This window comes from Kurthia sp. FSL E2-0154 (genome assembly GCF_038003625.1).
Classification (GTDB): Bacteria; Bacillota; Bacilli; order Bacillales_A; family Planococcaceae; genus Kurthia; species Kurthia gibsonii.
In genome coordinates, this window is sequence record NZ_JBBOPO010000001.1 from 1,158,528 (window position 1) to 1,181,337 (window position 22,810).

General features: G+C 35.5%; 24 protein-coding genes and 1 other annotated feature. Of the genes, 6 read left to right on the forward strand and 18 right to left on the reverse strand.

Annotated features, from left to right (window positions below):
* Positions 1-21: 21 nt before the first annotated feature.
* Both MHB75_RS05645 and MHB75_RS05650 read left to right on the forward strand, forming a co-directional pair.
* Positions 22-507, forward strand: coding sequence for a DUF1572 family protein (locus tag MHB75_RS05645; protein ID WP_340996403.1), 486 nt, complete (start codon positions 22-24; stop codon positions 505-507).
* A gap of 65 nt (positions 508-572) precedes the next feature.
* Entirely contained in the window at positions 573-1,283 is a 711-nt protein-coding gene (locus MHB75_RS05650; protein ID WP_340996405.1) for a metallophosphoesterase, read from the forward strand.
* A gap of 43 nt (positions 1,284-1,326) precedes the next feature.
* Here MHB75_RS05650 and MHB75_RS05655 read toward each other — a convergent pair whose 3' ends face one another.
* Positions 1,327-1,965 (reverse strand): DUF1269 domain-containing protein, encoded by a 639-nt coding sequence (locus MHB75_RS05655; RefSeq protein ID WP_141274392.1) that lies wholly within the window; start codon positions 1,963-1,965, stop codon positions 1,327-1,329.
* A 146-nt stretch (positions 1,966-2,111) separates the two neighbouring features.
* On the opposite strand from MHB75_RS05655, the gene MHB75_RS05660 reads away from it, so the two are divergent.
* The gene (locus MHB75_RS05660) at positions 2,112-2,843 is read left to right on the forward strand and encodes a MerR family transcriptional regulator (RefSeq protein WP_340996407.1); all 732 of its coding nucleotides are present in this window, start codon (positions 2,112-2,114) and stop codon (positions 2,841-2,843) included.
* 103 nt (positions 2,844-2,946) lie between these two features.
* On the opposite strand, the gene MHB75_RS05665 is transcribed toward MHB75_RS05660, so the two are convergent.
* Positions 2,947-3,192 carry a hypothetical protein gene (locus MHB75_RS05665; protein ID WP_082701406.1) on the reverse strand — a complete coding sequence of 82 codons (246 nt, stop codon included), beginning with the start codon at positions 3,190-3,192 and terminating at the stop codon, positions 2,947-2,949.
* Positions 3,193-3,304: 112 nt separating this feature from the next.
* On the opposite strand from MHB75_RS05665, the gene MHB75_RS05670 reads away from it, so the two are divergent.
* On the forward strand, positions 3,305-3,532 hold the full coding sequence (locus tag MHB75_RS05670; RefSeq protein ID WP_068453261.1) for a hypothetical protein: 228 nt from the start codon (positions 3,305-3,307) through the stop codon (positions 3,530-3,532).
* Between the two features lie 57 nt (positions 3,533-3,589).
* Here the strand turns inward: MHB75_RS05670 and MHB75_RS05675 are convergent, their stop codons facing one another.
* Positions 3,590-6,661 (reverse strand): SMC family ATPase, encoded by a 3,072-nt coding sequence (locus MHB75_RS05675; protein ID WP_340996409.1) that lies wholly within the window; start codon positions 6,659-6,661, stop codon positions 3,590-3,592.
* A complete protein-coding gene (locus MHB75_RS05680; protein ID WP_340996410.1) occupies positions 6,661-7,803 on the reverse strand; it encodes an exonuclease SbcCD subunit D in 1,143 nt (380 codons plus the stop codon). Before MHB75_RS05680 ends, MHB75_RS05675 begins: the two co-directional genes overlap by 1 nt.
* Positions 7,804-7,925: 122 nt before the next feature.
* Between MHB75_RS05680 and MHB75_RS05685 the strand changes: the two genes are divergently transcribed.
* A complete protein-coding gene (locus MHB75_RS05685; protein WP_068453255.1) occupies positions 7,926-8,393 on the forward strand; it encodes a hypothetical protein in 468 nt (155 codons plus the stop codon).
* Between the two features lie 668 nt (positions 8,394-9,061).
* Here the strand turns inward: MHB75_RS05685 and MHB75_RS05690 are convergent.
* The 4 genes from MHB75_RS05690 to MHB75_RS05705 all read right to left on the reverse strand — a co-directional run bounded on the left by MHB75_RS05690 (position 9,062) and on the right by MHB75_RS05705 (position 12,189).
* Positions 9,062-10,402, reverse strand: coding sequence for a sodium-dependent transporter (locus MHB75_RS05690; protein WP_340996412.1), 1,341 nt, complete (start codon positions 10,400-10,402; stop codon positions 9,062-9,064).
* Positions 10,403-10,562: 160 nt separating this feature from the next.
* Positions 10,563-10,874 carry a DUF3784 domain-containing protein gene (locus MHB75_RS05695; RefSeq protein WP_340996415.1) on the reverse strand — a complete coding sequence of 104 codons (312 nt, stop codon included), beginning with the start codon at positions 10,872-10,874 and terminating at the stop codon, positions 10,563-10,565.
* Positions 10,871-11,212: a zinc ribbon domain-containing protein YjdM gene (locus MHB75_RS05700; RefSeq protein WP_141274783.1), complete on the reverse strand. Its 342-nt coding sequence runs from the start codon at positions 11,210-11,212 to the stop codon at positions 10,871-10,873. The genes MHB75_RS05695 and MHB75_RS05700 overlap by 4 nt, the downstream gene beginning before the upstream one ends.
* Positions 11,213-11,406: 194 nt before the next feature.
* Positions 11,407-12,189 carry an alpha/beta hydrolase gene (locus MHB75_RS05705; RefSeq protein ID WP_068453247.1) on the reverse strand — a complete coding sequence of 261 codons (783 nt, stop codon included), beginning with the start codon at positions 12,187-12,189 and terminating at the stop codon, positions 11,407-11,409.
* Positions 12,190-12,782: 593 nt separating this feature from the next.
* Between MHB75_RS05705 and MHB75_RS05710 the strand changes: the two genes are divergently transcribed.
* Positions 12,783-13,586 carry an enoyl-CoA hydratase/isomerase family protein gene (locus tag MHB75_RS05710; RefSeq protein WP_340996416.1) on the forward strand — a complete coding sequence of 268 codons (804 nt, stop codon included), beginning with the start codon at positions 12,783-12,785 and terminating at the stop codon, positions 13,584-13,586.
* 13 nt (positions 13,587-13,599) lie between these two features.
* On the opposite strand, the gene MHB75_RS05715 is transcribed toward MHB75_RS05710, so the two are convergent.
* The 10 genes from MHB75_RS05715 to proB form a co-directional block, all read right to left on the reverse strand.
* On the reverse strand, positions 13,600-14,451 hold the full coding sequence (locus MHB75_RS05715) for a hypothetical protein (RefSeq protein ID WP_340996417.1): 852 nt from the start codon (positions 14,449-14,451) through the stop codon (positions 13,600-13,602).
* On the reverse strand, positions 14,432-15,274 hold the full coding sequence (locus MHB75_RS05720) for a Cof-type HAD-IIB family hydrolase (protein ID WP_340996418.1): 843 nt from the start codon (positions 15,272-15,274) through the stop codon (positions 14,432-14,434). The genes MHB75_RS05715 and MHB75_RS05720 overlap by 20 nt, the downstream gene beginning before the upstream one ends.
* Before the next feature lie 103 nt (positions 15,275-15,377).
* Entirely contained in the window at positions 15,378-17,066 is a 1,689-nt protein-coding gene (locus MHB75_RS05725; protein WP_340996419.1) for a methyl-accepting chemotaxis protein, read from the reverse strand.
* Positions 17,067-17,209: 143 nt separating this feature from the next.
* A complete protein-coding gene (locus MHB75_RS05730; RefSeq protein ID WP_141274778.1) occupies positions 17,210-17,431 on the reverse strand; it encodes a hypothetical protein in 222 nt (73 codons plus the stop codon).
* Entirely contained in the window at positions 17,431-17,838 is a 408-nt protein-coding gene (locus tag MHB75_RS05735) for a hypothetical protein (protein ID WP_445666997.1), read from the reverse strand. The genes MHB75_RS05730 and MHB75_RS05735 overlap by 1 nt, the downstream gene beginning before the upstream one ends.
* Positions 17,839-18,008: 170 nt before the next feature.
* A complete protein-coding gene (locus tag MHB75_RS05740) occupies positions 18,009-18,488 on the reverse strand; it encodes a hypothetical protein (RefSeq protein WP_340996421.1) in 480 nt (159 codons plus the stop codon).
* Between the two features lie 118 nt (positions 18,489-18,606).
* Positions 18,607-19,128, reverse strand: coding sequence for a tubby C-terminal domain-like protein (locus MHB75_RS05745; RefSeq protein WP_340996423.1), 522 nt, complete (start codon positions 19,126-19,128; stop codon positions 18,607-18,609).
* 117 nt (positions 19,129-19,245) lie between these two features.
* Complete coding sequence (locus MHB75_RS05750) at positions 19,246-19,692, reverse strand: CoxG family protein (protein WP_087680190.1); 447 nt, start codon at positions 19,690-19,692, stop codon at positions 19,246-19,248.
* Positions 19,693-19,799: 107 nt separating this feature from the next.
* Positions 19,800-21,047: a glutamate-5-semialdehyde dehydrogenase gene (locus MHB75_RS05755; RefSeq protein ID WP_340996427.1), complete on the reverse strand. Its 1,248-nt coding sequence runs from the start codon at positions 21,045-21,047 to the stop codon at positions 19,800-19,802.
* A 1-nt stretch (position 21,048) separates the two neighbouring features.
* Positions 21,049-22,149 carry a glutamate 5-kinase gene (gene proB, locus MHB75_RS05760; protein ID WP_141274773.1) on the reverse strand — a complete coding sequence of 367 codons (1,101 nt, stop codon included), beginning with the start codon at positions 22,147-22,149 and terminating at the stop codon, positions 21,049-21,051.
* Positions 22,150-22,191: 42 nt separating this feature from the next.
* Positions 22,192-22,406 (reverse strand) — a binding site (T-box leader).
* Positions 22,407-22,810: the final 404 nt, after the last annotated feature.

A 22,810-nucleotide genomic window follows, 5' to 3' on the forward strand; every position in this document is an offset into this window, starting at 1 on the left:
CATCATAAGGAGCTGGTCAACATGAGTATTTTTTTAAAAGCAATGTTACAAGAAATGGATAAAATTAAAAAACAAGGTGACGGTACACTTGTGCAATTAACTGAAGAACAATTGTATTTCGCACCTGATTCAGAGTCAAACAGTATCGCTGTACTCGTTCAACATATCGTTGGTAATATGCGCTCACGTAGTACTGATTTCCTCACAACAGACGGTGAAAAAGCGTCTCGTAAACGCGATGCAGAATTCACTCCTCACACACTTTCAAAAGAAGAACTTATGCAAGAGTGGGAAGACGCATGGGCGATTTTTTACGAAACTGTTCATGCACTTTCGCAAGAAGACTTACTCCAAATGGTTTCGGTAAAAGGGAAAGAAACACCCGCGATGGCTGCTTTAATGACACAACTTGTGCATTATGCTGGGCATATCGCGCAAATGATGTATATTGCAAAAATGCAATTACAGGAAGATTGGCAAACCCAATCGATTCCAAAGAAAAAATAAACAATTATGAAAATGAGGTTCTTGTAGCCTCACTTTCTTCTATTTTCACAAAGGGGATGACAGAATTGAATACATGTTTTGTAATGAGTGATATTCATGGGATGGATGATGCTTTTGAAACACTACTTAAAAAATGGGATCACGAAATGCCACTCATTCTTTTAGGAGATTTAATGGACCGTGGTATAGGTTCGCGTCATGTGTTAGAAAGAGCATGTGAACTTTCAACACAATATGATGTACGTCTTATTCGAGGAAATCATGATCAGATGTTTTTAGATTATGTTGATTTAAAAGAAAAGCCTGAACGCTTTTTACGTAATGGCGGCGATGTGACATTACAATCACTTATTTCAGTCGATTTTACGAATTGGTCGCGTGCGCAGATTGCCGATTACTTAAAAGAACATTATGCAAAAGAGATTACATTTTTACGAAATAGTCGCTACTTTCTTATATTTGGAAAAGTGTTATTCACGCATGCAGGCTTTAATAGTGACTTTGCAGATTTACATCATACAACAGAAGATGAATTCATCTGGATTCGAGAACATTTTAAAAAGCAAAATCAAACGCCCTATGTGAATGTATTTGGCCATACACCAACGCATTACATACATGAGGCTGAAAAGCATTCTATTTGGACGAATGAACAAAAAAGCTACATCGGAATTGATGGTGGTGCTGTATTCGGTGGACAGTTGAATGGTGTGTTACTCGATGAACATGGACAAATTCAACAAGTATTTGAAGTCAAAACACCAAAATTTTCATAAAGAAAAGCAAGTGTCATGAAAATTAACGACACTTGCTTTTCTTTTATGCTTCTGACTGTGAATCGTCTTTATGTTTTTTATTTTTCTTTAAATTTTCAAATTGACTCTTAATTTTTTCTTTATACGCAGCTACTTTTGCTTTACGCTCTTCAGAACGCTCTGCTGATATTTTTTGACGTGTTTGCTTTTCCATATCTTTTTGTAATTGTTGTGCATGTTCAACTTCTTCCATTATTAAAGCTGCATCATATCGAACAATACGTGTTTCATGCTCATTTAGTAGTTCATCTAAGAACTTTTCATCTGTTTCTTGTACGAGCGCGATAATGGCTACATCTCCATCTTCTAAACGTGATGCCATCGCCCTAATTAATGATGAGTCCGTTTCTATCTCCTCTATTTCTGAAATCGAGCCAACAATCGCACCTACTCCTAAACCGAGCAACATGCCAATTGGACCTCCTAAAATACCAATCAAGGCCCCAATCAAGCTACCTTTTAATGCATTCTCATTCGATGTCATATACTCATCTAATGTTTGAAGCTGTGCACCATTTCGCTTAATTAAAATTGCATTGGAAATCGTTGTACTCCCAATCACCCCTTCACGTCGCTTTAATTGTGTAAATGTTTGATATGCTTCACTCTCTACCTTATTATAACTAACAACAATATTTTCCACTCTAATCTCTCCTCGCTTTTTATATTAACCGAGCATTCTTACAACTCTCTCCTTTTATACCCTTTCATACCAAAAATACACGTTACTTTCGATATATCTATTGACTTTCACGTTACGTTAGACTTTATAGTGGTTTTAGAAAGGAGATGATAATAATTTATAAAATCAAACAATTAGCTGATTTAGTCGGTGTATCTGTTCGTACTCTTCATCACTACGACGCAATTGGTTTATTGCCACCTACAACTGAAAATGATGCAGGTTATCGACTTTATAACGATGAAGCTGTTGATCGATTACAACAAATTTTATTTTTTCGAACACTTGGATTTTCACTCAAACAAATTCAACAGATGATGACACAAGACGCGTACAATCAGCTCGAAGCTTTGTATTTTCAAAAACAATTAGTAGATGAAAAAATAAAACAGTTTGAACGTATGGCGCAAACCATTCAGCAAACGATTGAAGCAAAAGAAGGAGGTATTCACATGACAAATGAAGAAAAATTTAATGGATTAGATTTTAAAAAGAATCCATATGAACAAGAAGCACGTGAAAAATGGGGAGACGAAGTAGTCAATCAATCCAAAGAAAAGATTGCACAGTTCGATGATGAAGCCTTACAAGAAAAGTGGCAACAACAATGGACGCGCCTAGCAGCGATTCGCCATGAAGCTGTTGACTCTCCGACTGTTCAACAAGCGATGAAAGAGTTCTATTACTTTTTAAATCAATATTTTGGGAACTATTCAAAAGAGGCCTTTCGCGGTTTAGGTCAGCTGTATGTACAAGATCCTCGTTTTAAGTCACAGATTGATGTGTATGGTGAAGGGTTAACACAATTTATGAGTGAAGCGATGCAACAATTTAAATAAACAAAACTTTTTTAGCAACGAAAAAACTGGAACCACGCCACAGCGCGATTCCAGTTTTTCTCATACTATATTTTTACACTTACAGTCTCTTTCTCATGAAAATTCAATCTTCTTTTAAACCAAGTAGTTCTGTTTTTGACGGTGATTTTTGTAAATCTTGTTGTAACTCTAAACGTAAACGCTCTGTTTCAAGTTTAAAGTTTTCATTCTTTACATGCTCCAGTTTTAACTGTTTATCAAGCATTTGCTGCTCTATTTTCATTGTGCGTTCTTTAAATTTTAAACGCTTGACATAGACATCGCTACCGATTGCTACACAAGCTACGATAATAATCATTACCCACATCATATTGAATCACACCCTTTTTCTATTTTATACGAACGACTCGCAATTAAGTTTCACTATGATTCAGAACACGTTATAATAAAACTAACTCTATTATACAAAAGGATGTTAGATTATGGAAGGTTCAAAGAACGATATTCAATTAACAGAACAAGAAAAAAGTGTCTATACGTATGCATTTCGAGATGAGTTTAAAGGAATGGGCATCGATCCTGCGAAACAAGATTACTACATCGATAAGATTTTAAATGCAAGTGATGAAGCGATTCTTCATTTACGTAAAAATGGCGCGATTGCCATTGCACGTGAAGTAGTACAACCAAACAATATATTTGATGCTTAATACAAAAGAATCGCCCACTCATTGAGCGATTCTTTTTGTATACAGTATATTAAATGGCTATTTTATATTCCACGTTGTATGACTGTATCCTTCTTTTGTCTTACGAACTTCAAGTGTGGCTGGAACAGTTTCTTTTAATTCTGCAACGTGCGAAATAATCCCAATCATACGCCCCGTTTTTTGTAAATCGACTAATGTATCAATTGCTTTTGAAAGTGCTTCTTCATCTAATGTACCAAAGCCTTCATCTACAAACATCGTATCCATTTGGACATTTCCTCGGAAACTTTGAATGATATCACTCATACCTAATGCTAAACAAAGAGATGCGTTAAATTGTTCGCCACCTGATAATGTTTTAACATCACGTTCTTGCCCTGTATAAGCATCATACACATCTAAACTCAAACCAGATTGCTTACCATTCGAATCGACGCGCTCACTACGAAGTAGGCGATACTGTCCGTTCGTTAATGGCACTAATCGTTCATTCGCCGCTTGTATAATTTGCTCTAAATATTCAATTTGCAAATAACGCTCAAACGAAATTTTTTGTGCATTTTTCCCCGCCATTAAGTCATATAGTTGAATAATCTGACTCGCTCGTTCTTCTAATTGCGCTGACTTCTCTTGCGCCTGTTCTAAATAACGAATAAAGCGAGTAATAGATTGGCGATAGCTTTCAATTTGATGAAGTTGCTTCACGTATAAATCGACTTGTTCTTTTATCGTAAGTAGTTCTTCTTTTAGCACCTCAACATTCTTCTTCTCTGCCTGTGCTAAATGTTGTTGTTTTTCTAAATATTCTTCCGTCGCGTAGCGTTCTTTTTCATATTGTGTAATTCGTTCTTGAAGTGTATTCATTTGAGCTGTTTCTAAACGTGCGGCTGTGTATTCTTTTCCATCTCGGAAGCCTGCTGCCAATACTTTTTCTTGTAGCTGTTGTTGCAATTGTGACAGCTGCTCCTGTGCTTCTGCATGTTGTTGCTTCATATTTTGCACATTTGCTTCTTGCGTTGTATGTTGTTGCTTTGCTACTTCACATGCTTCATTAACTTGTTTTGTTTGTTGTTCATATAGCGCTACTTGCTGTGTAGTCTCATGAATCGCTTCATCAACTTGTTGTTTCGTCGCAAATGCCACGGGTAATTGTTGCTTTTTGTCCTGTAATTGTAGCTCTGTTGTATGAACGGTCATTTGGAATTGATTTACTTGTTGTAAACATACTTGCTGTTGTTCACGTAATTGCTCGACTTGTTTGCGGAATTGCGTTAACTGTTGTTGTAATTCCTGCGCTTGTATTTTTTGTTGGTTATTCTTATTAAGAGTTTGTTCAAGTGTTTGAATCGTTTCAGCATTTGTTGCTTCATCATATGCAACCGTTACTTGTTGTAATGCCTCCGCTGTTTTTTGCATATCGCTATTTAAAATATCTACTTGTGTTTGAATCTGACGTGCTTTTTGCTCTGCTTGTTGTTGTGCTATTTTAGCTTGTTCAACGATTTCTTTCGTGATTTTCACTGTTTGTGTTTGTTGCATCTTTTCTTTCACTGTATTTCCACATACGGGACAGATTTCGCCTACAACTAGTTGTTCTGCTAAGACATACGCTTGATTAGCAAGCCATTGTTCTTCTACTTGATGTAGTTTTGTATTTTGCTCTTGTAACTGTGTACGCGTCATGTCATGTTGTGTTGTTAACTCTTTTAGTTTATGGCGTTGCTCTCGCTGTGCAGATAATAGTTGTTCTACTTGCTTTAGCTGTGTTAACTGTTCGTAGTAAGCTGTTTCGTCAATTAACTGCTTCATCAGTACATCATACTGTTCTTCTGCTTGCTTTACTCGCGTTATTGCTTGTTGCAATTGGGTATCGTATTGTTCTTTGTTTGTTGTTGCTTTTACCAATTGTTGTTGCTGTTCTTTATATTGCTGTTCTAATTGATTAACCGCTTCGTAAAATGGTAAAATACGTTGCCATTCACGTAATTGTTCTTTCTGTTTTTCATAAAGAGGCAATTGCTGTTCTATATTCATCTGCGCTTCTTTTGCCACATTTCTTTTTTCAATCGCTTGCTGTAGTTGTTGTTTTGCAAACGCAACACGCTCTGTTAATTGTTCCGTTCGTTTTCGTTGTTCACGAAAAGCTTGCTCATACGGAATAATGTGCTCTGCTCGCTCCGCTTGTTTCAACTGTTTTTGAATCGATTCTATTTCCGCTTCGCGTTGTAAAAGCTCTTTATACTTCGCTGCTACTTTTTGATATTCCTCTAATGTTAAGTTAAACTGCTCTGCCGCATGCACCATCTGTTGTTTCTCTGTAAATAGCTGTTGTTTCTCTGCGTGAGCTGTTTGTACTTTCTTTTCTTCTGCATCATAGTACACTTGTTCATATTGTAAGCCTTCAATGACTTGTACAGGTGATTGATACTCTTTTGAAAATACATGAAATAGCGGGCGATCCGCTTCTGGTAATGTTTCTTTTATTTGGCGAATAAATGTTGCACGCTCTGTTTCTAACGCAAGTAATTGCTTTTCGGCTTCTGTTTTTTTATCTTTTAAGCGTTTTGTCATTTCTTCAAAATGTTCTGTTTTAAAGATTTTACGCAGAATTTGCTCCTTATTACGTGAATCGGACGTTAATAGCTTACGAAATTCCCCTTGTGGCAACATAACAATCTGCTTAAATTGTTCTTTTGTTAAGCCAATAATCTCTTCTAAACGATCGTTCAAATCACGTACACGATGCGAATCAAGTACAGGAATATCCCCCTCATCTGTTATCTCAACAAATTCCGTTTTCTCGCCTGTAGCCGTCTTATTTCCTGCTTTTACATGGGCTAATTGGCGTAAAATACGGTATGTTTTTCCTTTCATTTCAAACACTAATTCAATCGCTGTATGCGTATCATCTGTCGCAAAATTACTACGATGTGTTTTCGCATTTTCACGCTCTTCACCGCTCACGCTACCATAAAGTGCAAAACAAATCCCATCAAAAATCGTTGTCTTCCCTGCGCCTGTCGCACCTGAAATGACGAAAATTTGATGACCTTGTAGTTTCGTAAAATCAATAGTTTCTTTCTCTTTATATGGACCAAATGCAGTCATACTTAAACGAATTGGCTTCATTATTCTGCCTCTCTTTCTTTACGTAGTTCTTCTTCTACTAATTCTTGAAATAACTGAGTCATCGCTTCATTCGGCTCTGAACCTGTAATTTCAGTGTAGAAGGAATGGAATAAGGTTTCCGTATCCATCGCTCGCTTATTTTCAACAGGTGCTACTTCTAATGTCCCTTTTATAATAGGGCGTTCAATATGCATCGCATTCGGAAAGACCGTACGAATTTTCTCCATCGGTGAAAGAATTGGTGCTTCATCTAGTAATGTCACATACACATAATCTTCACTTGCAGGTAACTTTAATAAATCTTCCATATACCCTTCGATTCGTCGTAAGTCACGAATGGGTTTTAAAGGAATTTTTTCAATCGTTACATGCCCTTCAGCGTCTAACTCAAGCATGAGAACACCTTTCTGATGGGTTGCTTCAGATACACTATATTTAAGCGGCGAACCACTATAACGAATTTTTTCATGGGCAACAAAATGGGCTTGATGTAAATGACCCAGTGCCGTATAGTTGAATTTTTCAAATAAACTCGCATCAATACATTCCGAACCACCAATTGATAATGGACGTTCTCCTTCATCTGGATTCTCCTGTTGTTCACCATTTTTTGTAACAAAAGCGTGGGCAATGCAAACTGAACGATTTGTCGTAGGCTGAATTGCTTCGATAATCGTCTCCATTGCTTGCTGATTCGTATGTACATCCTCTTTTTCAAATACATAGCGAACTTCTTGTGGGTCAGCAAATGGAATCAGATAAAAATCAACAGGTCCATGTTCATCTTCTAAACGAACGGGCTTCATTTCTTTTGTTAATTTTCCTTTTACATATAAGCCGCTTTCTTTAAATAAAGTCGAGCCGAAATCAACACGACTCGTACTATCGTGATTTCCTGCAATAGCTAAAAGAGGAATTTCACGATTCTTTACAATCTCCTCAAAGACATCATCTAATAGTTGAACTGCTATTACAGGCGGTACGGAACGGTCATATAAATCTCCTGCGATTATAATCGCATTGGGGTGTTGTTCATCAACTACTTGAAGGAATTGTTGTAAGATATATTTTTGATCTTCTAACATGGATGTTCCTTGCACAGTTTTACCTAAATGCCAATCAGCTGTGTGTAAAATTTTCAAAGAAAACACTCCTTTTTTTATTTTTATTTAGTTTATCATGTAGTTTGTGCATTTTTTTGTACATCTCTTTCTCTTTTTATTATATACTAAGTAAAAGATTACGAATAATGGAGGTTTTTTCTATGTACATATTCATTTTTGCTCTTTCGGCTTTAATTTTGCTTATTTTACTTGTGTTCTTCATTATTAAACGTGCAGACCAAACAGCAAAACCTGTATCGAATATTAAATTAGCTTTTTATCATCAAAATGGAAACCTTGATTTTTATGTCACAACAGATAATGAATTTATTAGTCGTATTCACAATCATCAGTTCAACTTACAAGACGTAGAACGCATTGAAGCAACGGCAGATGAAACCATCGTATTTGAAAAAACACGCGATCATGTACAACTCGATGCAGAAAAAATCGAAAAATTATTCAAAAATCACGTAGGCTATGTGACGTACCAAATCTATTTAAAAAATAACGAAAAAATTGAAGCAGTTGTCGATGTTGCGACGAATAAACGACCAAAACAACGCGAAGAACTAAAGCAAAGTTTAAATAAATTAACGAATCTATTAAATCAATTAGAGATGAATTAATACAAATAGAATGGGATATACGCGTAAGAACAACCTTTCGTATGAGCATAAAAACTGGAATCGCACTGTAGTGCGGCTTCAGTTTTTTATTGTAAATGTTATCCAACCTTTTTTCTTAGAAAAAAGGTTGATCTTATTGTACGAATTAACAACACGCACGCTTCTCTAAACGGAAAGCTAATAATGCCCTGTTTCCCTTTCAACCGCGCGGATTTGTCCCTTTCATCGTCGGCGATTCCCTTTCGTGCGCGGTTTTGTCCCTTTCGGAGGCGATGATTCCCTTTCGCGCGCGGATTTGTCCCTTTCATCAGCGATATTTCCCTTTCGCGCGCGGATTTGTCCCTTTCAATGGCGATGATTCCCTTTCGTGCGCGGTTTTGTCCCTTTCAAATGCGGCGATTCCCTTTCGCGCGCGGTTTTGTCCCTTTCGGAGGCGATGATTCCCTTTCGCGCGCGGATTTGTCCCTTTCAATGGCGATGATTCCCTTTCGCGCGCGGATTTGTCCCTTTCAATGGCGATGATTCCCTTTCGCGCACGGTTTTGTCCCTTTCAAATAATCTAATTCCTTAATGAGCCTAAAAAAACTGGAATCGCGCTGTGGCACGATTCCAGTTTTTCGTTGCAAATATTAAAAAGGGAATTAAAATGTTTTGTCCAACCTGTTTCATTATGATTTGATTAAGAAAAACATGACGATGATAATCACAATTGGTACAACTGTATACATCAATATGCGCCATAATGTATACCAACCTGTCGATAGTTGACTACTTGCTAAAAATTCACGTTTTGTAAAGTTCTTGTCTACTTTATACATGATAAATAGTGCGATACAGAGATTTCCTAATGGTAATAACACATTACTCACTAAAAAGTCAGTGGCATCAAAGACTGTTTTACCGAAAACATGAAAATCAGCTAATGTGCTTGATGATAAAGCAGCTGGAATTGCCGCTACAATTACAATAACACCTAAAAACCATGTAATTTTCTTGCGTGCATTTGGATACTTTTCTTGCAGAGCTGCAACAATAATTTCATATAAACTAAACGATGATGTTAGTGTCGCAAACAAGAATAATAATAAAAATAGTGCGAAGAAAATCTCACCAAATGGTAACTGTTGAAAAACAGTTGGTAATACAACAAATAATAATCCTGGTCCTTCAGATGCCTTTAATCCAAAAGAAAAAACAACTGGGAAAATTGCAAGACCTGCTAATAAAGATACAAAAATATTCATTAATACAACTGAACCTGCTGCATAAGGTAGACTTTCATTCTTTTTTAAATACGAACTATATGTCACCATACATGAAAATCCAACTGCTAATGCAAAGAAAGCTTGCCCTAATGCATATAAAACTGACTGGAATGTAATCGCTGAAAAATCAGGCTTTAAGAAGAAGGATACACCTTCTATCGCATCTGGTAATGTCAGTGCACGTACGACTAAAATAACAAAGAAAATAAATAGTAATGGCATCATTACTTTATTTGCTTTTTCAATACCATTTTGAATCCCTAATCCTACTACAAGTACATTAAACAATGTAAAAATAATTAATCCGATAATTGTCATCATCGGTGAACCCGTTACTTGTCCAAATAAAGCACTTGCATCTAAAGATGGCATGATGATTTGACCGACCAATGCTTTTCCTGTATAAACGGCAATCCAACCACCAATGACGCTATAAAAGGATAAAAGCAAGAAACAACCAACAACGCCTAGTCTTCCAATCCATGTCCATGCTGTCTGCGGTGCCAGCTTTTTATATGCTGATACTGCTTCTTTCTGTGTACCACGTCCAATAATAAATTCCGCAATTAACATCGGTAAACCAATCGCCAGTGTAAACAAGACAAACAGTAAGAAGAATGCTCCTCCTCCACTCGTCCCTGTGACATACGGTAGTTTCCAAATTGCGCCTAAACCAATCGCAGCTCCTGCTGATGACAGTATAAAGCCTAACTTTGTTGACCACTGTCCTTTTCTCTCATTCATTCAAATGCCTCCATTACTCTACTCAGCTCAGCAATACAAAGGATTGCGAGTTTAAAACTTCTCCTTATTATTTTATCACGTAAAAAAAATAAATTCATTACCGTTTCAACACAAAGAAAAAAGAGGCTAGTTCATTCCCTAACCTCTCTACAATTCCTTATTATGTTCGGTCGTAGCGATTACCTGTATTCATATAAATTAATCCAATGATTGTCGCTAAAATAATGCCAGCTGTTCCTAAAATAAAGTAAATCTCTTGATTCCATAATGCGCCCGGAAGAAAGAGGACAAGGGATAGTGTAATCGCACCTGTCATTTTCGAAAAGTCTTTGCACATGCGTACAGTATTCACTTTTTCCTTTTCTTCTTTTGAAGCTGTATTATAGCCTGCAATGAGCATCTCACCTTTTCCAAGAGCAAAAACAATCGTTAATCCTAGAAATAAAAGGATAACAAGGATAAGTACAATCATATTTTTTTCACATATTCGGACTTAATATAAAGTGTACCAACACCATCAAATTTACTTTCTAAGTTATGACCATTTGGACCATCAACTAAACGAATTTTCGCTTTTGTGCCAACTTTTAAAGGTCCTGAACCACCTTTAACTTTTAAATCCTTTATAATTGTTACCACGTCACCGTCTTGTAGTTCGTTCCCATTGACATCGCGTGTTTTCGCAGACTCTTCTGCTTCTTTTTGTGATTCAGCTGTCCATTCATGCGCACACTCTGGGCAGACGAAAAGATTTCCATCTTCATATGCATACTCTGACTGACATTGTGGACAATTTGGGATATTTGCCAAATTCCTCATCCTTTCTTTTTTCTTCTCTTTTATTATAAAGGATTTTTTAGTTAATTAGGTCAATTATGCTATTTTCGTCAGAAATTCGCCCTATTTTACATAAAAAAAGCGAGACATACAATATGTCTCACTTTCATATTACAAATATAATTCAGCTTATTCTCTAAACAAATCTTATGATGACTGACTATATACTATAGTGCTTGTACAGATGAGTTTGTTGCTTCTGCTGATGCTTGCCAATCTAATTGATCTAAGAATTCTAATGTATCTTGATATACTTGTTCGCGTTCTTGACCAAGAGTGATAATGTGACCTGAGTTTGGATACCAAATGATTTCTTTTTCTGTTGTATCTACTGTATCAAAAATGAATGGTGCTGATTCTTGGTATAGTGCATCATCTAGTTTACCTTGTAATACAAGTGTTGGTGTGTCGATTTCACCGATTTCATCGCTTGTATGTTCAATCATTTTTTGAATTTCCATAATTGCGTGGCGATCCATGTTTTCTAACTCTTTTAATTCTTTAGCAATTGTTTCTTCATCTTTGCCTTCGAATTTTTTGTATACTTCAGCGTATTTATATAGACGCTCGAATAAACCGTCACTTGAACGACGTTTAATTGGTGCACACATTGATACAACACCTTTAACAGGGAATTCCGCGCCTACTTTTAATGTAAACACGCCACCTAATGAAATGCCGACTACTGCGATTTCTTCATAGCCTAAGCTTTTTAAATGATGGTAGCCGCTTGTTACGTCTTCCCACCAATATTTTGCGCCGTAACGAAGAATTTCTTCAGGGCTAACTCCGTGACCACGATACATTGGCGCGTGACATGTATATCCCTTTTTATTTAAAAATTGTCCTAATTTTTTTACATCCTTCGTACTACCAGTAAACCCGTGAAGTAGGAGGACTGCTCTTTTTCCGCCTTCAATTGTAAATGGCTTTGGTGCAAGTAATTTCATTTTATGTGGCTCCTTTTTTTCTTAATTTGAACAAATCACTTTTTTTAAAAATTTATTAATTTTATTGTTCGCTCAAATTTTGTTCACATTTTTAACTTACATATACTCTAACACCACATTTCCATAATGTACAGTATATTAGCTTATTATTTTCTATGCATTTTTGTAATAGGTATGATGTCTTGAAATCTCGAGAAATCCTGTTATATCAACGTTTGTGAATATTTTCACACACTTTAAATTTTGTCTACTATTTTCACTTCCTTTTCATTATTTTTTGAACTAAAACCTCTAACACATTGATAAGTTGTTACTTTCAAATGTTGATTTAGCGTATATAAGACTCATAAATACCTCTTTTTTTAGTATTTTTCTATCATAACACCTATTTTTATTCTAAAAAATAAATTTTCACGAAAAAGGTAAGCGTGTATGAGCTTCCTTTGCTTTCCTAAATGATACACGAACATTTTTTATAGCCCCTATTAAGATTTATCATAAATCTTTTCATGCATCGTTTTTATAGATCAGTTCTCTAAAAGTAAAATCTGTACTATAATAGTTACATTGAATACACAAAGGGGGAGTACAACATGAAAGTTTCAACAACAAGATTAGAAAAAGAAGATGCAAAAATTGTTTATCAAGAAACTGCTGGACTTGCGATTATTACAATCCATCGACCACAAGCTAAAAATGCATTAACCGCAAATATGTGGAATGAGCTACGTTTAATCGCGCTACAAGTACTTAAAAATCCAAAGAATAAAGTATTATTAATTCGTGGTTCAGGTAATCAATTTACAGCTGGATCAGATATTAAAGAGTTCAATTCCATCTCTTTAGAAGAAGCTGAACAAGCTTTTGTTCACATGGAAAAAACGATTTCAACAATCGAACGATTAGCCATTCCAACAATTGCCGTTATCAATGGGCCTGCAATGGGTGCAGGACTGGAATTAGCACTCGCATGTGATTTACGCATTGGTAGTGAACAAGCTAAATTAGGTATTCCTGTTGGGAAGTTAGGTATTACATTGAATAATCAGTTTGCACAACGACTTGTTCAATTAATTGGACCATCTATGACGAAAGATTTAGTGTATACAGGGCGTATGCTTAAAGCAGAAGAAGCCGATCGACTTGGTTTACTTAATTATTTAGTGGCGGAAAAAGATTTAGACCGTTATGCGATTCGAATTGGGAAGCTCGTTGCTTCTATGTCTCCAGCTTCTCTACTTGCAGTCAAACAAGCCGTACAAGAGTGTGTGGATTCTGCTCCAAGTCTATGGACAGGCTCAACACCATTTGTTGATTCACATGACTTTCCAGAGGGTGTACGTGCTTTTGTCGAAAAACGTCCTGCTAGATTTACACGTAAAATAGAAGAACAATAAAAAACAAGCTGCTCTAGTGTTCAACTACTGCAGCTTGTTTTTTTATTTTTAATGGCTTTTTTTGCGAAGCTAAATGCTCGACTTGAAGATCAATCGTGTCAAACTCAATTTCAAATTGTTCGTCAAAGATTTGATTAATTTGCTGTTGTAACATGTATAATTTTTCATCCATACGCTCTGTCTCATTACTTGAATAAACAAGTACTAATTTCGCAATTGGTAGTGGATATAACGTGAATTGTAATTTTGTTATATCCATAATATATGGAGAATCTTCACAGACTTGACGTATGCATTGTGTAAAGTCTTTTGTTTTATAAACCAGTAAGTCATCATGAAAATCAGGTTGAACAATCGTTGTTTCACCGATTTTTTCTTTTTTCGTTGAGAAGATTTCAAAACCCTTCATGACTAACCGTTTAAAGAAATTTTGTTGTACTTCAACGAACGGAACAGGCATAATATGCTTTCCTTCTGTTTTTCGTATAAACTTTGCCATCTTCATTTGTTTCGATGTACGGTATTCGTCGATATGATAGAAATGTTCAATCTCTCCTACACCCAGACGCTCTGCAATTCGGATTGTCATGCGGTCCGATGTACCAATAATCATCAGTTTTTCTGGTTGTACTTCTTGTATAGCTTCTTGTACTTCTTCTACATGTGTATCATCTGAAAAAATCGCACGCTTTACCGCTTTAAATGCACTTTTTTCAAACTTTGCTGAGGTTCCTGCTTTTCGACACCCATTCATAATGAATAAACCATCATCAATAATTGCATCTACCTCTAATTGATGTGCTAACTCAAGTGCAAAGGAACTTTTTCCTGTGCCACTTGGTCCACTAAAAGAATAAATGTTCATTTTTTTCCCCTTTAATAATATACTGCTCTATTGCAGCGGCTACACCGTCTTCTCTATTTGTTAATGTTTCAACTACGGCAACACGCTTAACCTCATCTACTGCATTCCCCATCGCAATCGGATAATTTGCATAGTCAAGCATCGATAAATCATTAATTTGATCACCAATTGCTGCAACATACTGCTGATGAATACCTAGTATTTCCGCAAGTGTTTGTAGTGCGCGCCCCTTACTTGCACACATTGCATTTACTTCTACATTATGCGCAAAAGAAGTTGTCACTTGATATCCTGCTTCAATACATTGTTGAATTGCTGTATAACGTTCATGTTCATGTTTAAAAAATAAATTAAATTTTTCAACAGGTTCGCATAATTCTTCTACGTATTGTAAAACATTTTCTTTTGGTGTACGGGTCTTTTTTAAAAAGTCTGTATGCTGACTACCACCATACGCTTCAAAATGTTCATAATAATAAGGCTCTACTAAGATTCTTCCTAGCATAAAAACTTCCATACGTACGTCAAATTGTTGAAAACCTTTCATTAAGGTAATAGCTTCTGTTGATGTAAGCGCACATTCAGATAGCTTTTCTTTTGTTTGACGGTTCCAAACTGCTGCACCATTCGATGTAATGATATAGCGTATATTCGGTATATATTGTAGTTCTTCTGGTAATTCTACAATCGTCCTTCCTGTACAAATAACCATTTCCACATTTGATGGTACGCGGTTTAATACGTCAATTGTGTGATGTGTAATTTGCAATTCAGAATTTAATAATGTTCCATCTAAATCAATGGCAATTAAGCGAATATCCATTGAATTCACCTCATACTCTATTTTATCATATCGATTTATATTACTAATTGAAAAGAAGGAATTGCCATCTAAGCAATCCCTCCTCCTTTACTAATCGTTATTCCTATACTTTAAACGATTGTGTTAATTCATGCAATTCAATCGCTTGTGAAGAAATTTCTGCTACAACGCTATTAATTTCTTGTAGTGTAGCAGTTTGTTCTTCTGCTGCTGCTGTAATACTTGCTGTTGCTGTTACAGCACTACTTGTATGTGAAGCAATTTCTGATACAGAAGCTGTTACTTCTTCTGTCCCAGCAGACAACTCTTCTGAAGTCGCTGTTACGTCTTCCAGTTGTGTCGTCATTTGCCCAACACTTTGTTCAATACTACCAAATGCTGTACTTGCATTCTCAATAATGTAAACACCTTCTTTTACATTCTTTAATCCAGTTTGTACAGATTCTGCTACTACTACTGTATCTTCTTGGATTGTCGCAGTTAATTGAACAATTTGGCTTGCTGATTTTTTCGATTCTTCTGCTAGTTTACGTACTTCTTCTGCCACTACTGCAAAACCTTTACCATGCTCACCCGCACGAGCTGCTTCAATCGCGGCATTGAGTGCAAGTAGATTCGTTTGTTCTGTAATATCTGTAATGACTTTTGACATGCTTTGGATTTGACTTGTCTGTTCTGCTAAACGATGAATTAATTCATGCGTTTGATTTGTAGAACTAGCAATTGTATCCATCTGGTTTTTAGCCACTTTTAAAATATCTGCTCCGTTAATCGCTAAAGCATTTGCTTCTTTTGCATGGTCAAATAACTTTTGAGATGACTGCGCAATACGCTGTACACCAACTGCTGTCTCGTGCATCGCTTCTGCACTATCTTGCGCATTCGCTGCTGAGTCTGTTGCTGCAGATGCTGTTAGTTCTACTTGTGAACTTACTTCTTCTGCTGCTTTTGATACTTCATGTGTACTTGCAGATAATTCTTCAATTGAAGCACTTAATTGCGCGGCACTATCCGAAATACCTTGTACTAAATTTTTTGTATTATATTTCATTTCATTAATTGAATCTGCTAATTCTTGAATTTCATCTTTTGTATTTACTTTTAAATCTTCATCTGTGTAATTCCCCGTAGCCAATACTTTCACATTTTGAACAGTTCTTAAAATTGGTTTTACGACTGAGCGTTTAATATAAAGAACAAAGAAAACAGCTATAATTGCACTTAAAATCCCTACAATAATTGATAATATTTTCGATATCATCGCTGTACGTTGTAAATCCGATTTTGCATGTTCTAATGTTGTACGCTCTTTTTTCTCAATTTGTTTAACTGATTCCATAACACTAACATTAATCGATTTTGCTTTATTTAATTCAGCAAAAATAGCTGATTCATCTGAATTATCGTCTATTGCTTTAATTAAACTAACACTTACATCATTAAATTCTTGATCATGTGCTGTAATCGACTCTACACTTTTCTTAATGTCTGAATCGTTTTTTGTGATTTTTTGTAAGTTTTGTATTTGTGCTGTCGTTTCATCACGTACACTCTCTAAAGAAAATTTCGCTGTATCTGACTTTGTCAGAACATAATCACGAAGTTGAATTTCTTGCATCGCAATCAAATATTTTACATCAGTTACTAAGCTAATATTATCAAAACTTCCTTCTACTTCATCTTCAAAACTTTTTTCAATTGCATCTAATCGATTATATGTAAATACCATCATAATAATCATTAAAACCAACAATGTAATATAGCCTAAACTTAATTTTTTTTGTATAGACAATTTTTTTCCCCCATCTGCATATAAAATATTTGTTGATAAAATTTATATTACATGGAAACGAGACTTTTCGCACGGTTATTTATACCTATTTTTTAGGGGTTTAAAAATAAAAAAGCAGGAGATAAATCCCTGCTTTTTTAAGATTAAAATTTTTTCGCTGAAATTTGCTCGCTTACATAATTTTTTATGTATGAAATCGCTTCTTTTGATAAAGTACTTTTCGTAGGATGGACTAAATCCCCATAAATGATTCCATCTACAACACGAACCATTCCTTCAAATTTTCGGTTATCATCTGTGCCTTTTAGTTCGATAAAGAGTGTTTGATTACCATGCCAAGCAAAATCGACTACATATACATGCATTATTTACGCTTCCCCTTCAACTTTTCTTGTTGCTTTTTTAATTCTTCTTCTTTTACTTTTTCTTGTTGTACACGTTTCCATTGCATGCGAAGTTGAAGTGCACTTAACGCTAAAATAATAATAAAGAATGGCTGCGTTACGGATAAACCAAGCTCTGAATGTCCTCCAAATAATGGTAAGACAAAAATTAAAATAAGAACGGCTGCGATGACGCGTACTTGTAACCAAAAGTTTTGTTCTAAATTTAATTTCTTTGTCGGTGTGAAACAGATGATAATTCCAATAATAAACACAATAATCATCACTGTTTTTGGAACAACCGTCCAAATATGCCAATTACTAAAGAAATCCATACATAGTAATACAAGGACTAAAATATAGGCAATTAATTCTCTCATTATTTTCAATTCATTTCCCCCCTTAAAACCATTCATAGCATAGCATAGAACAGCTTTTACATGCTACCCTTACTCTATTTTCCTTCTATTAAACATGAAAGCTGCTTTCCAACTTTTTCTTATAAATACTAAAAAGAGTCTCAGCATTTTATGTGCTGAAACTCTTTTATCGTTAAAGTTTATTGTACACCTGTAATTTCTTTTAGCTTTTTCAATACATCTGGATGCGCTTCAACTGTACGTTGTGGTGTATCTAGACTATTGATTGCATTATGTGTGTAGTAAATGTAGCCTTTTTCTGTAATAAAGAAGCTATAAGGGAATGGTTTACGTGGATCACGTTCTTTTTTGTTTTCAAAGTAGAAGAAATACGAATCAACGTCTTTGATTTCTTTTTCTGTATTCGTAATTGTACTTTGTTTTGTTTTTAGACCGTCTACTGCACGTAAAATCTCATCCAGTTTTTCTTTGTCTGTTAATGTAACTGTTTTTGACTTCACTTCTTTATTGTTTTCAATGGTTTGAACCTGTACAGAAATGAATTCTTTACCGCTTGGTACTTCCATTGTTTTTTCTGATTTCCCAGAGAAAATCACATATAGAACGCTTAATACGAGTAAAATAATAATAGCGAATGGGATTAACTTTTTAATGACCAACACTTCCTAACCCTTAATTTCAGAATACCCCTTCATTATAGACTAGCTTACAGAATCTTGCATGATAGAAAACCACTTTTTTCGTTAGAAACATGAAAAATTCATGTTTTTGCCATAATTAAGCGCCAATAAAAAGAGCGGCTTGTGCAATTGATAGAAAGAGAGCTGGATTTTGAAATGGACTGTCCTCTAACATCTCAAATGTAATTCGGAATGTATCTTTTTCTTCTATATAATCTGCACGCCAACGAGCAATTGTTTTTTCATTATAAAGAAATGGCGACCAACCTTCTCGATTCATCTCCAATGTCATCTGTTCTTTTTTATTTGAAATCATCAAATCTGGAATCAACTCTTTCCAACCGATATAAGCAATTCGATAAAGTGATTGCCCTTCCTCGATGGCATCGTAATAAATTTTACCTTTACGTTGAATTTTTTTACATGTTACAGGTGCAAAATCTCCAATTTTTGTGTCAATTTGAACAAAATATTTTTGATCAAACATACGATCAATTACTTTTTTTAAACCATTTGAATAAACACGTTGAATCGTTCCGACTTGTTGTTCGTCACAAATAATTGCTTCTTTTTCTGTATGTTGTAAGTATGCGGGAATCTCATAATAGTATGCTTGCATAAATCTGCTCCTTATTTCGCTGTTCATATTTTTACCATACGGGAATTAAATAGAGAAATCAAACTAAAAACTGCACCCTTCATTAAAAGGTGCAGTTCTTAATTTATGGTGTATGAATTATTTTGCTTCAGATTGAATTTTATTTGCCACGCGTTCTGTTAGCATTGATGTTGCTTTTGGTAATACAGCTGAAAAAATTGGATTTAACACAGGTGCTGCAATACCGCCTGCTTTAATTTCTAAAAATCCTGACATCTCTGTATTTTGTGCATCAATTTCCTTTGCTGTAAAGTAGCCTGAACCTGTAAATTTATCTGTTAGACCTGTTAAATCAAATGAAATTTTAGATGGTTCTTCCCAGTTTGTAATATCTATTTGCACTTCAACTGATTTTTTTAACACACCTACATTCCCAGCGAAAATCCATTTCGACTGCTTTTCATTGATCATTTCGTGATTGCGGTAGCCAGGCACTAACTTTGCCCACTTCTCCATATCACTTACAAATGCCCATACTTGTTGTTGTCCTGCTTTTACAGTTGTTGTGTGTGTTGCTGTTGCCATCTAAATCCCTACTTTCCTATCTTTACGAATAAACCTAGCTATGCTAGTGTTCACTTTATTATAACAAGCTTGCTTAAAATTACAAACGATGGGCATATTTGTTTGAATTATTGACGAATTTGCCCTGCTCCATCTATATAATATTTCTCAGAAGTTAGAGCTGGTAAACCCATTGGTCCTCTCGCATGCAACTTTTGTGTACTAATACCAATTTCAGCTCCGTAGCCAAACTCAAAACCATCTGTAAAGCGTGTCGAGGCATTATGGTAAACAGCTGCAGCATCCACTAACTGTTGAAATCTCTTTGCATTGTCTTGTAATTCCGTAACAATAGCTTCTGAATGCTTCGTACCATAGGTTTGAATGTGTTGAATAGCTTCATCTACTGAATCAACTGTTTTTATACTCAGTGACATCGCTAAATATTCAGTGGCATAATCTTCATCTGTGGCAGAATAAATACGTGAATCCATGTTACAAACTGCTTCATCACCGTATAATGTAACATCTGCATCCAGTAATGCCTGAATTAATTCTCCTCCATGTATTTCTACATATTTTCGGTGAATTAATAAACTTTCTGCCGCATTACATACCGATGTACGCTGTGTTTTTGCGTTAAGTACAATCTGTGTAGCCATCTGTGGATTTGCAACTTCATCAATATAAATATGGCAGTTCCCTGCGCCTGTTTCTAATACAGGAACAGTTGAATTCGCTACAACTGTATCAATTAACGCTTTACTACCACGTGGAATTAAAACATCTAAGTATTCTTTCATTGTAAAAAGTTCACTCGCTGTTTGACGACTTGTATCTTCTATTAATAAGACTGCATCTTGTGGAATCGTTGTTTTTTCTAAAGCGCGGTGAATACTTTCTACTAATACTTGATTTGAATATTTTGCGCTTGAACTTCCTCGTAAGATGACTGCATTTCCTGTTTTCAATGTTAAGGCTGCGGCATCCACTGTTACATTAGGACGCGCTTCATAAATCATACCGACAACACCTAAAGGTACACGACGTTTTTCGATATGTAGTCCATTTTCTTTGTCAATCACTTCAAGTATTTCACCAATCGGATCTTGTAATTCTACTACTTGTAATAAAGCATCATGAATAGCAACGAGACGGTCGTGATTTAACATAATACGATCTAGGACAGCCGGATCAATCCCTTTTTCTTTTCCTTCTATTAAATCTCGCTCATTTTCTTGTAAAATATGTGCCTCATCTTGTAATAATTGTGCTGCAATCGCACATAACGCAGCATTTTTTTCTTCTGTTGTACGCTCCATCATCGTAAAGCTCGCTACTTTCGCACGTTTTCCTTTTTCAAGTACCTCTGACATCTTAAATTTCCTCCTTTACTACTGCTACAAAACGATCACGATGAATCACTACATGATCATGTGCTAATTCGTTTGTTCTTTTTCCCATAGCTTGCATCAATTCTTCCGCGCTATACAAAACTTCACCTTTACCAATTAAATCACGTTCTCTGAAGACATCGACCACATCACCTGCTTCAAAGTTGCCTGTAACAAGATATACACCTGCTGGTAATAAGCTCTTCCCATTTTCTAAAATCGCTTTTTCGGCACCTTCGTCAATATAAATCGCTCCCTGTGTTTGAGAAAAAAGTGAAATCCATTGTTTTTTAGAAGATAGTGATTGTGGGATTTGTCGCTCAATATACGTACCATCTCCACGCTTTTCTATGATTTCGATGAGCTTTTCTGGACCTTCACCTTTACCGATGAACACATTGACACCTAAGTCGTAAGCTGTTTTGGCTGCTTGTAATTTAGATTGCATGCCACCTGTGCCTACATTTGAACCTTCTGATGTTGCATATCCAAGTAACTCATCTGTAATTTCTGATAAATAATCAAAACGCTTTGCTGTAGCATCTTTTTTAGGATTTGCGGTATATAATCCATTAATATCTGTTAAAATAATGAGTTGCTCCGCATGAACTAAACCACTTACAAGTGCTGATAATAAATCATTGTCACCAAACGTTAATTCTTGTAATGATACAGTGTCATTTTCATTGATAATTGGCAAAACCTTTCGCTCTAGTAGTTCCTCGATGGTTTCATGCGCATTTTGATAGCGGTTTTTCGATTGAAAATCAGCGCGTGTCAATAAGATTTGTGCCCCTACATAACCGTACTGTGCAAGTGCTTTTGTATAGGCTTGAATCAGTAAACTTTGACCAACTGCAGCAGCTGCTTGCTTTCCTTTTACAGTAATTGGTCGTTGTGTGTAACCTAGTTGACGGAATCCACAAGCGACGGCACCTGATGAAACGAGTACAACATCATAGTGTTTTTGCTTTAAAGCGGCAATCGCTGCTACATGTTCTTGTAGCTTTTCGTAATCTACTTCACCTTTACTATTCGTCAAACTACTACTTCCGATTTTTACAACAATTCGATTTTGGTACATATTTGTATTCCTCCATATAAAAAAGCCCTTATCATCCAATATTTTAAGGACGAAAAGGGCTCATTCGCGGTACCACCTTAATTGAACAAAGTTTGACTTTGTTCCGCTCGATTCCGTTAACGCTGGAGTATGCGCCTATGTTTTCATAGGAGCTAGGAAGTAGGTTCCGCATGCCTTATTTGAATTTCCCTTTCAGCCGGTGAGGAAATCTCTCTTTCAAACAGTTACACACATACTATTCTTCCGTACGCTAATATATTAAATTCATTATTCCCGATAAGAACTTTTTTGTCAATATATTCTGTATTATATGTTGAAAACAGAAAAACATTGTCGTTTACATCAAAAACGCTGTTTTGTTATACAACAATTTTCTGGAAATTTTGAAATAATAATAAAAGTTTTTTTCGTTCATTTTTTCTCTTTTAAATTCTTTTTTGTTTTTAAAGTTCTTTTTTAGTTATTTACACTCAACTTCTTTTGAATTCGGTTTTTTGTTACTTTTTAATTTAAAAAGAATTCTTTCATGTAAGTCAAAATATATTTATCTTTACAAATTTTAAAAATGCTGTTTTGAAAGGGAGCGGGCAAAATCAAGAATTTAAAGCACTCGTAGCATTATATATTTCATTACCAATTCTAACTTCATTCACAACTGTAC

What these genes read in the sequence shown, in the direction of transcription:
- MHB75_RS05715 (WP_340996417.1), bottom strand. Translation starts at nt 14,451, where the DNA reads ATGAACATTTATTCTTTTAGTGGACCAAGTGGCACAGGAAAAAGTTCC.
- MHB75_RS05705 (WP_068453247.1), bottom strand. Translation starts at nt 12,189, where the DNA reads ATGAAATTACTTGCACCAAAGCCATTTACAATTGAAGGCGGAAAAAGA.
- MHB75_RS05645 (WP_340996403.1), top strand. Translation starts at nt 22, where the DNA reads ATGAGTATTTTTTTAAAAGCAATGTTACAAGAAATGGATAAAATTAAA.
- MHB75_RS05745 (WP_340996423.1), bottom strand. Translation starts at nt 19,128, where the DNA reads ATGCAAGCATACTATTATGAGATTCCCGCATACTTACAACATACAGAA.
- MHB75_RS05690 (WP_340996412.1), bottom strand. Translation starts at nt 10,402, where the DNA reads ATGAATGAGAGAAAAGGACAGTGGTCAACAAAGTTAGGCTTTATACTG.
- MHB75_RS05685 (WP_068453255.1), top strand. Translation starts at nt 7,926, where the DNA reads ATGTACATATTCATTTTTGCTCTTTCGGCTTTAATTTTGCTTATTTTA.
- MHB75_RS05695 (WP_340996415.1), bottom strand. Translation starts at nt 10,874, where the DNA reads ATGATTGTACTTATCCTTGTTATCCTTTTATTTCTAGGATTAACGATT.
- MHB75_RS05675 (WP_340996409.1), bottom strand. Translation starts at nt 6,661, where the DNA reads ATGAAGCCAATTCGTTTAAGTATGACTGCATTTGGTCCATATAAAGAG.
- MHB75_RS05710 (WP_340996416.1), top strand. Translation starts at nt 12,783, where the DNA reads ATGAAAGTTTCAACAACAAGATTAGAAAAAGAAGATGCAAAAATTGTT.
- MHB75_RS05660 (WP_340996407.1), top strand. Translation starts at nt 2,112, where the DNA reads ATGATAATAATTTATAAAATCAAACAATTAGCTGATTTAGTCGGTGTA.
- MHB75_RS05670 (WP_068453261.1), top strand. Translation starts at nt 3,305, where the DNA reads ATGGAAGGTTCAAAGAACGATATTCAATTAACAGAACAAGAAAAAAGT.
- proB (WP_141274773.1), bottom strand. Translation starts at nt 22,149, where the DNA reads ATGTACCAAAATCGAATTGTTGTAAAAATCGGAAGTAGTAGTTTGACG.
- MHB75_RS05755 (WP_340996427.1), bottom strand. Translation starts at nt 21,047, where the DNA reads ATGTCAGAGGTACTTGAAAAAGGAAAACGTGCGAAAGTAGCGAGCTTT.
- MHB75_RS05720 (WP_340996418.1), bottom strand. Translation starts at nt 15,274, where the DNA reads ATGGATATTCGCTTAATTGCCATTGATTTAGATGGAACATTATTAAAT.
- MHB75_RS05730 (WP_141274778.1), bottom strand. Translation starts at nt 17,431, where the DNA reads ATGCATGTATATGTAGTCGATTTTGCTTGGCATGGTAATCAAACACTC.
- MHB75_RS05665 (WP_082701406.1), bottom strand. Translation starts at nt 3,192, where the DNA reads ATGATGTGGGTAATGATTATTATCGTAGCTTGTGTAGCAATCGGTAGC.
- MHB75_RS05750 (WP_087680190.1), bottom strand. Translation starts at nt 19,692, where the DNA reads ATGGCAACAGCAACACACACAACAACTGTAAAAGCAGGACAACAACAA.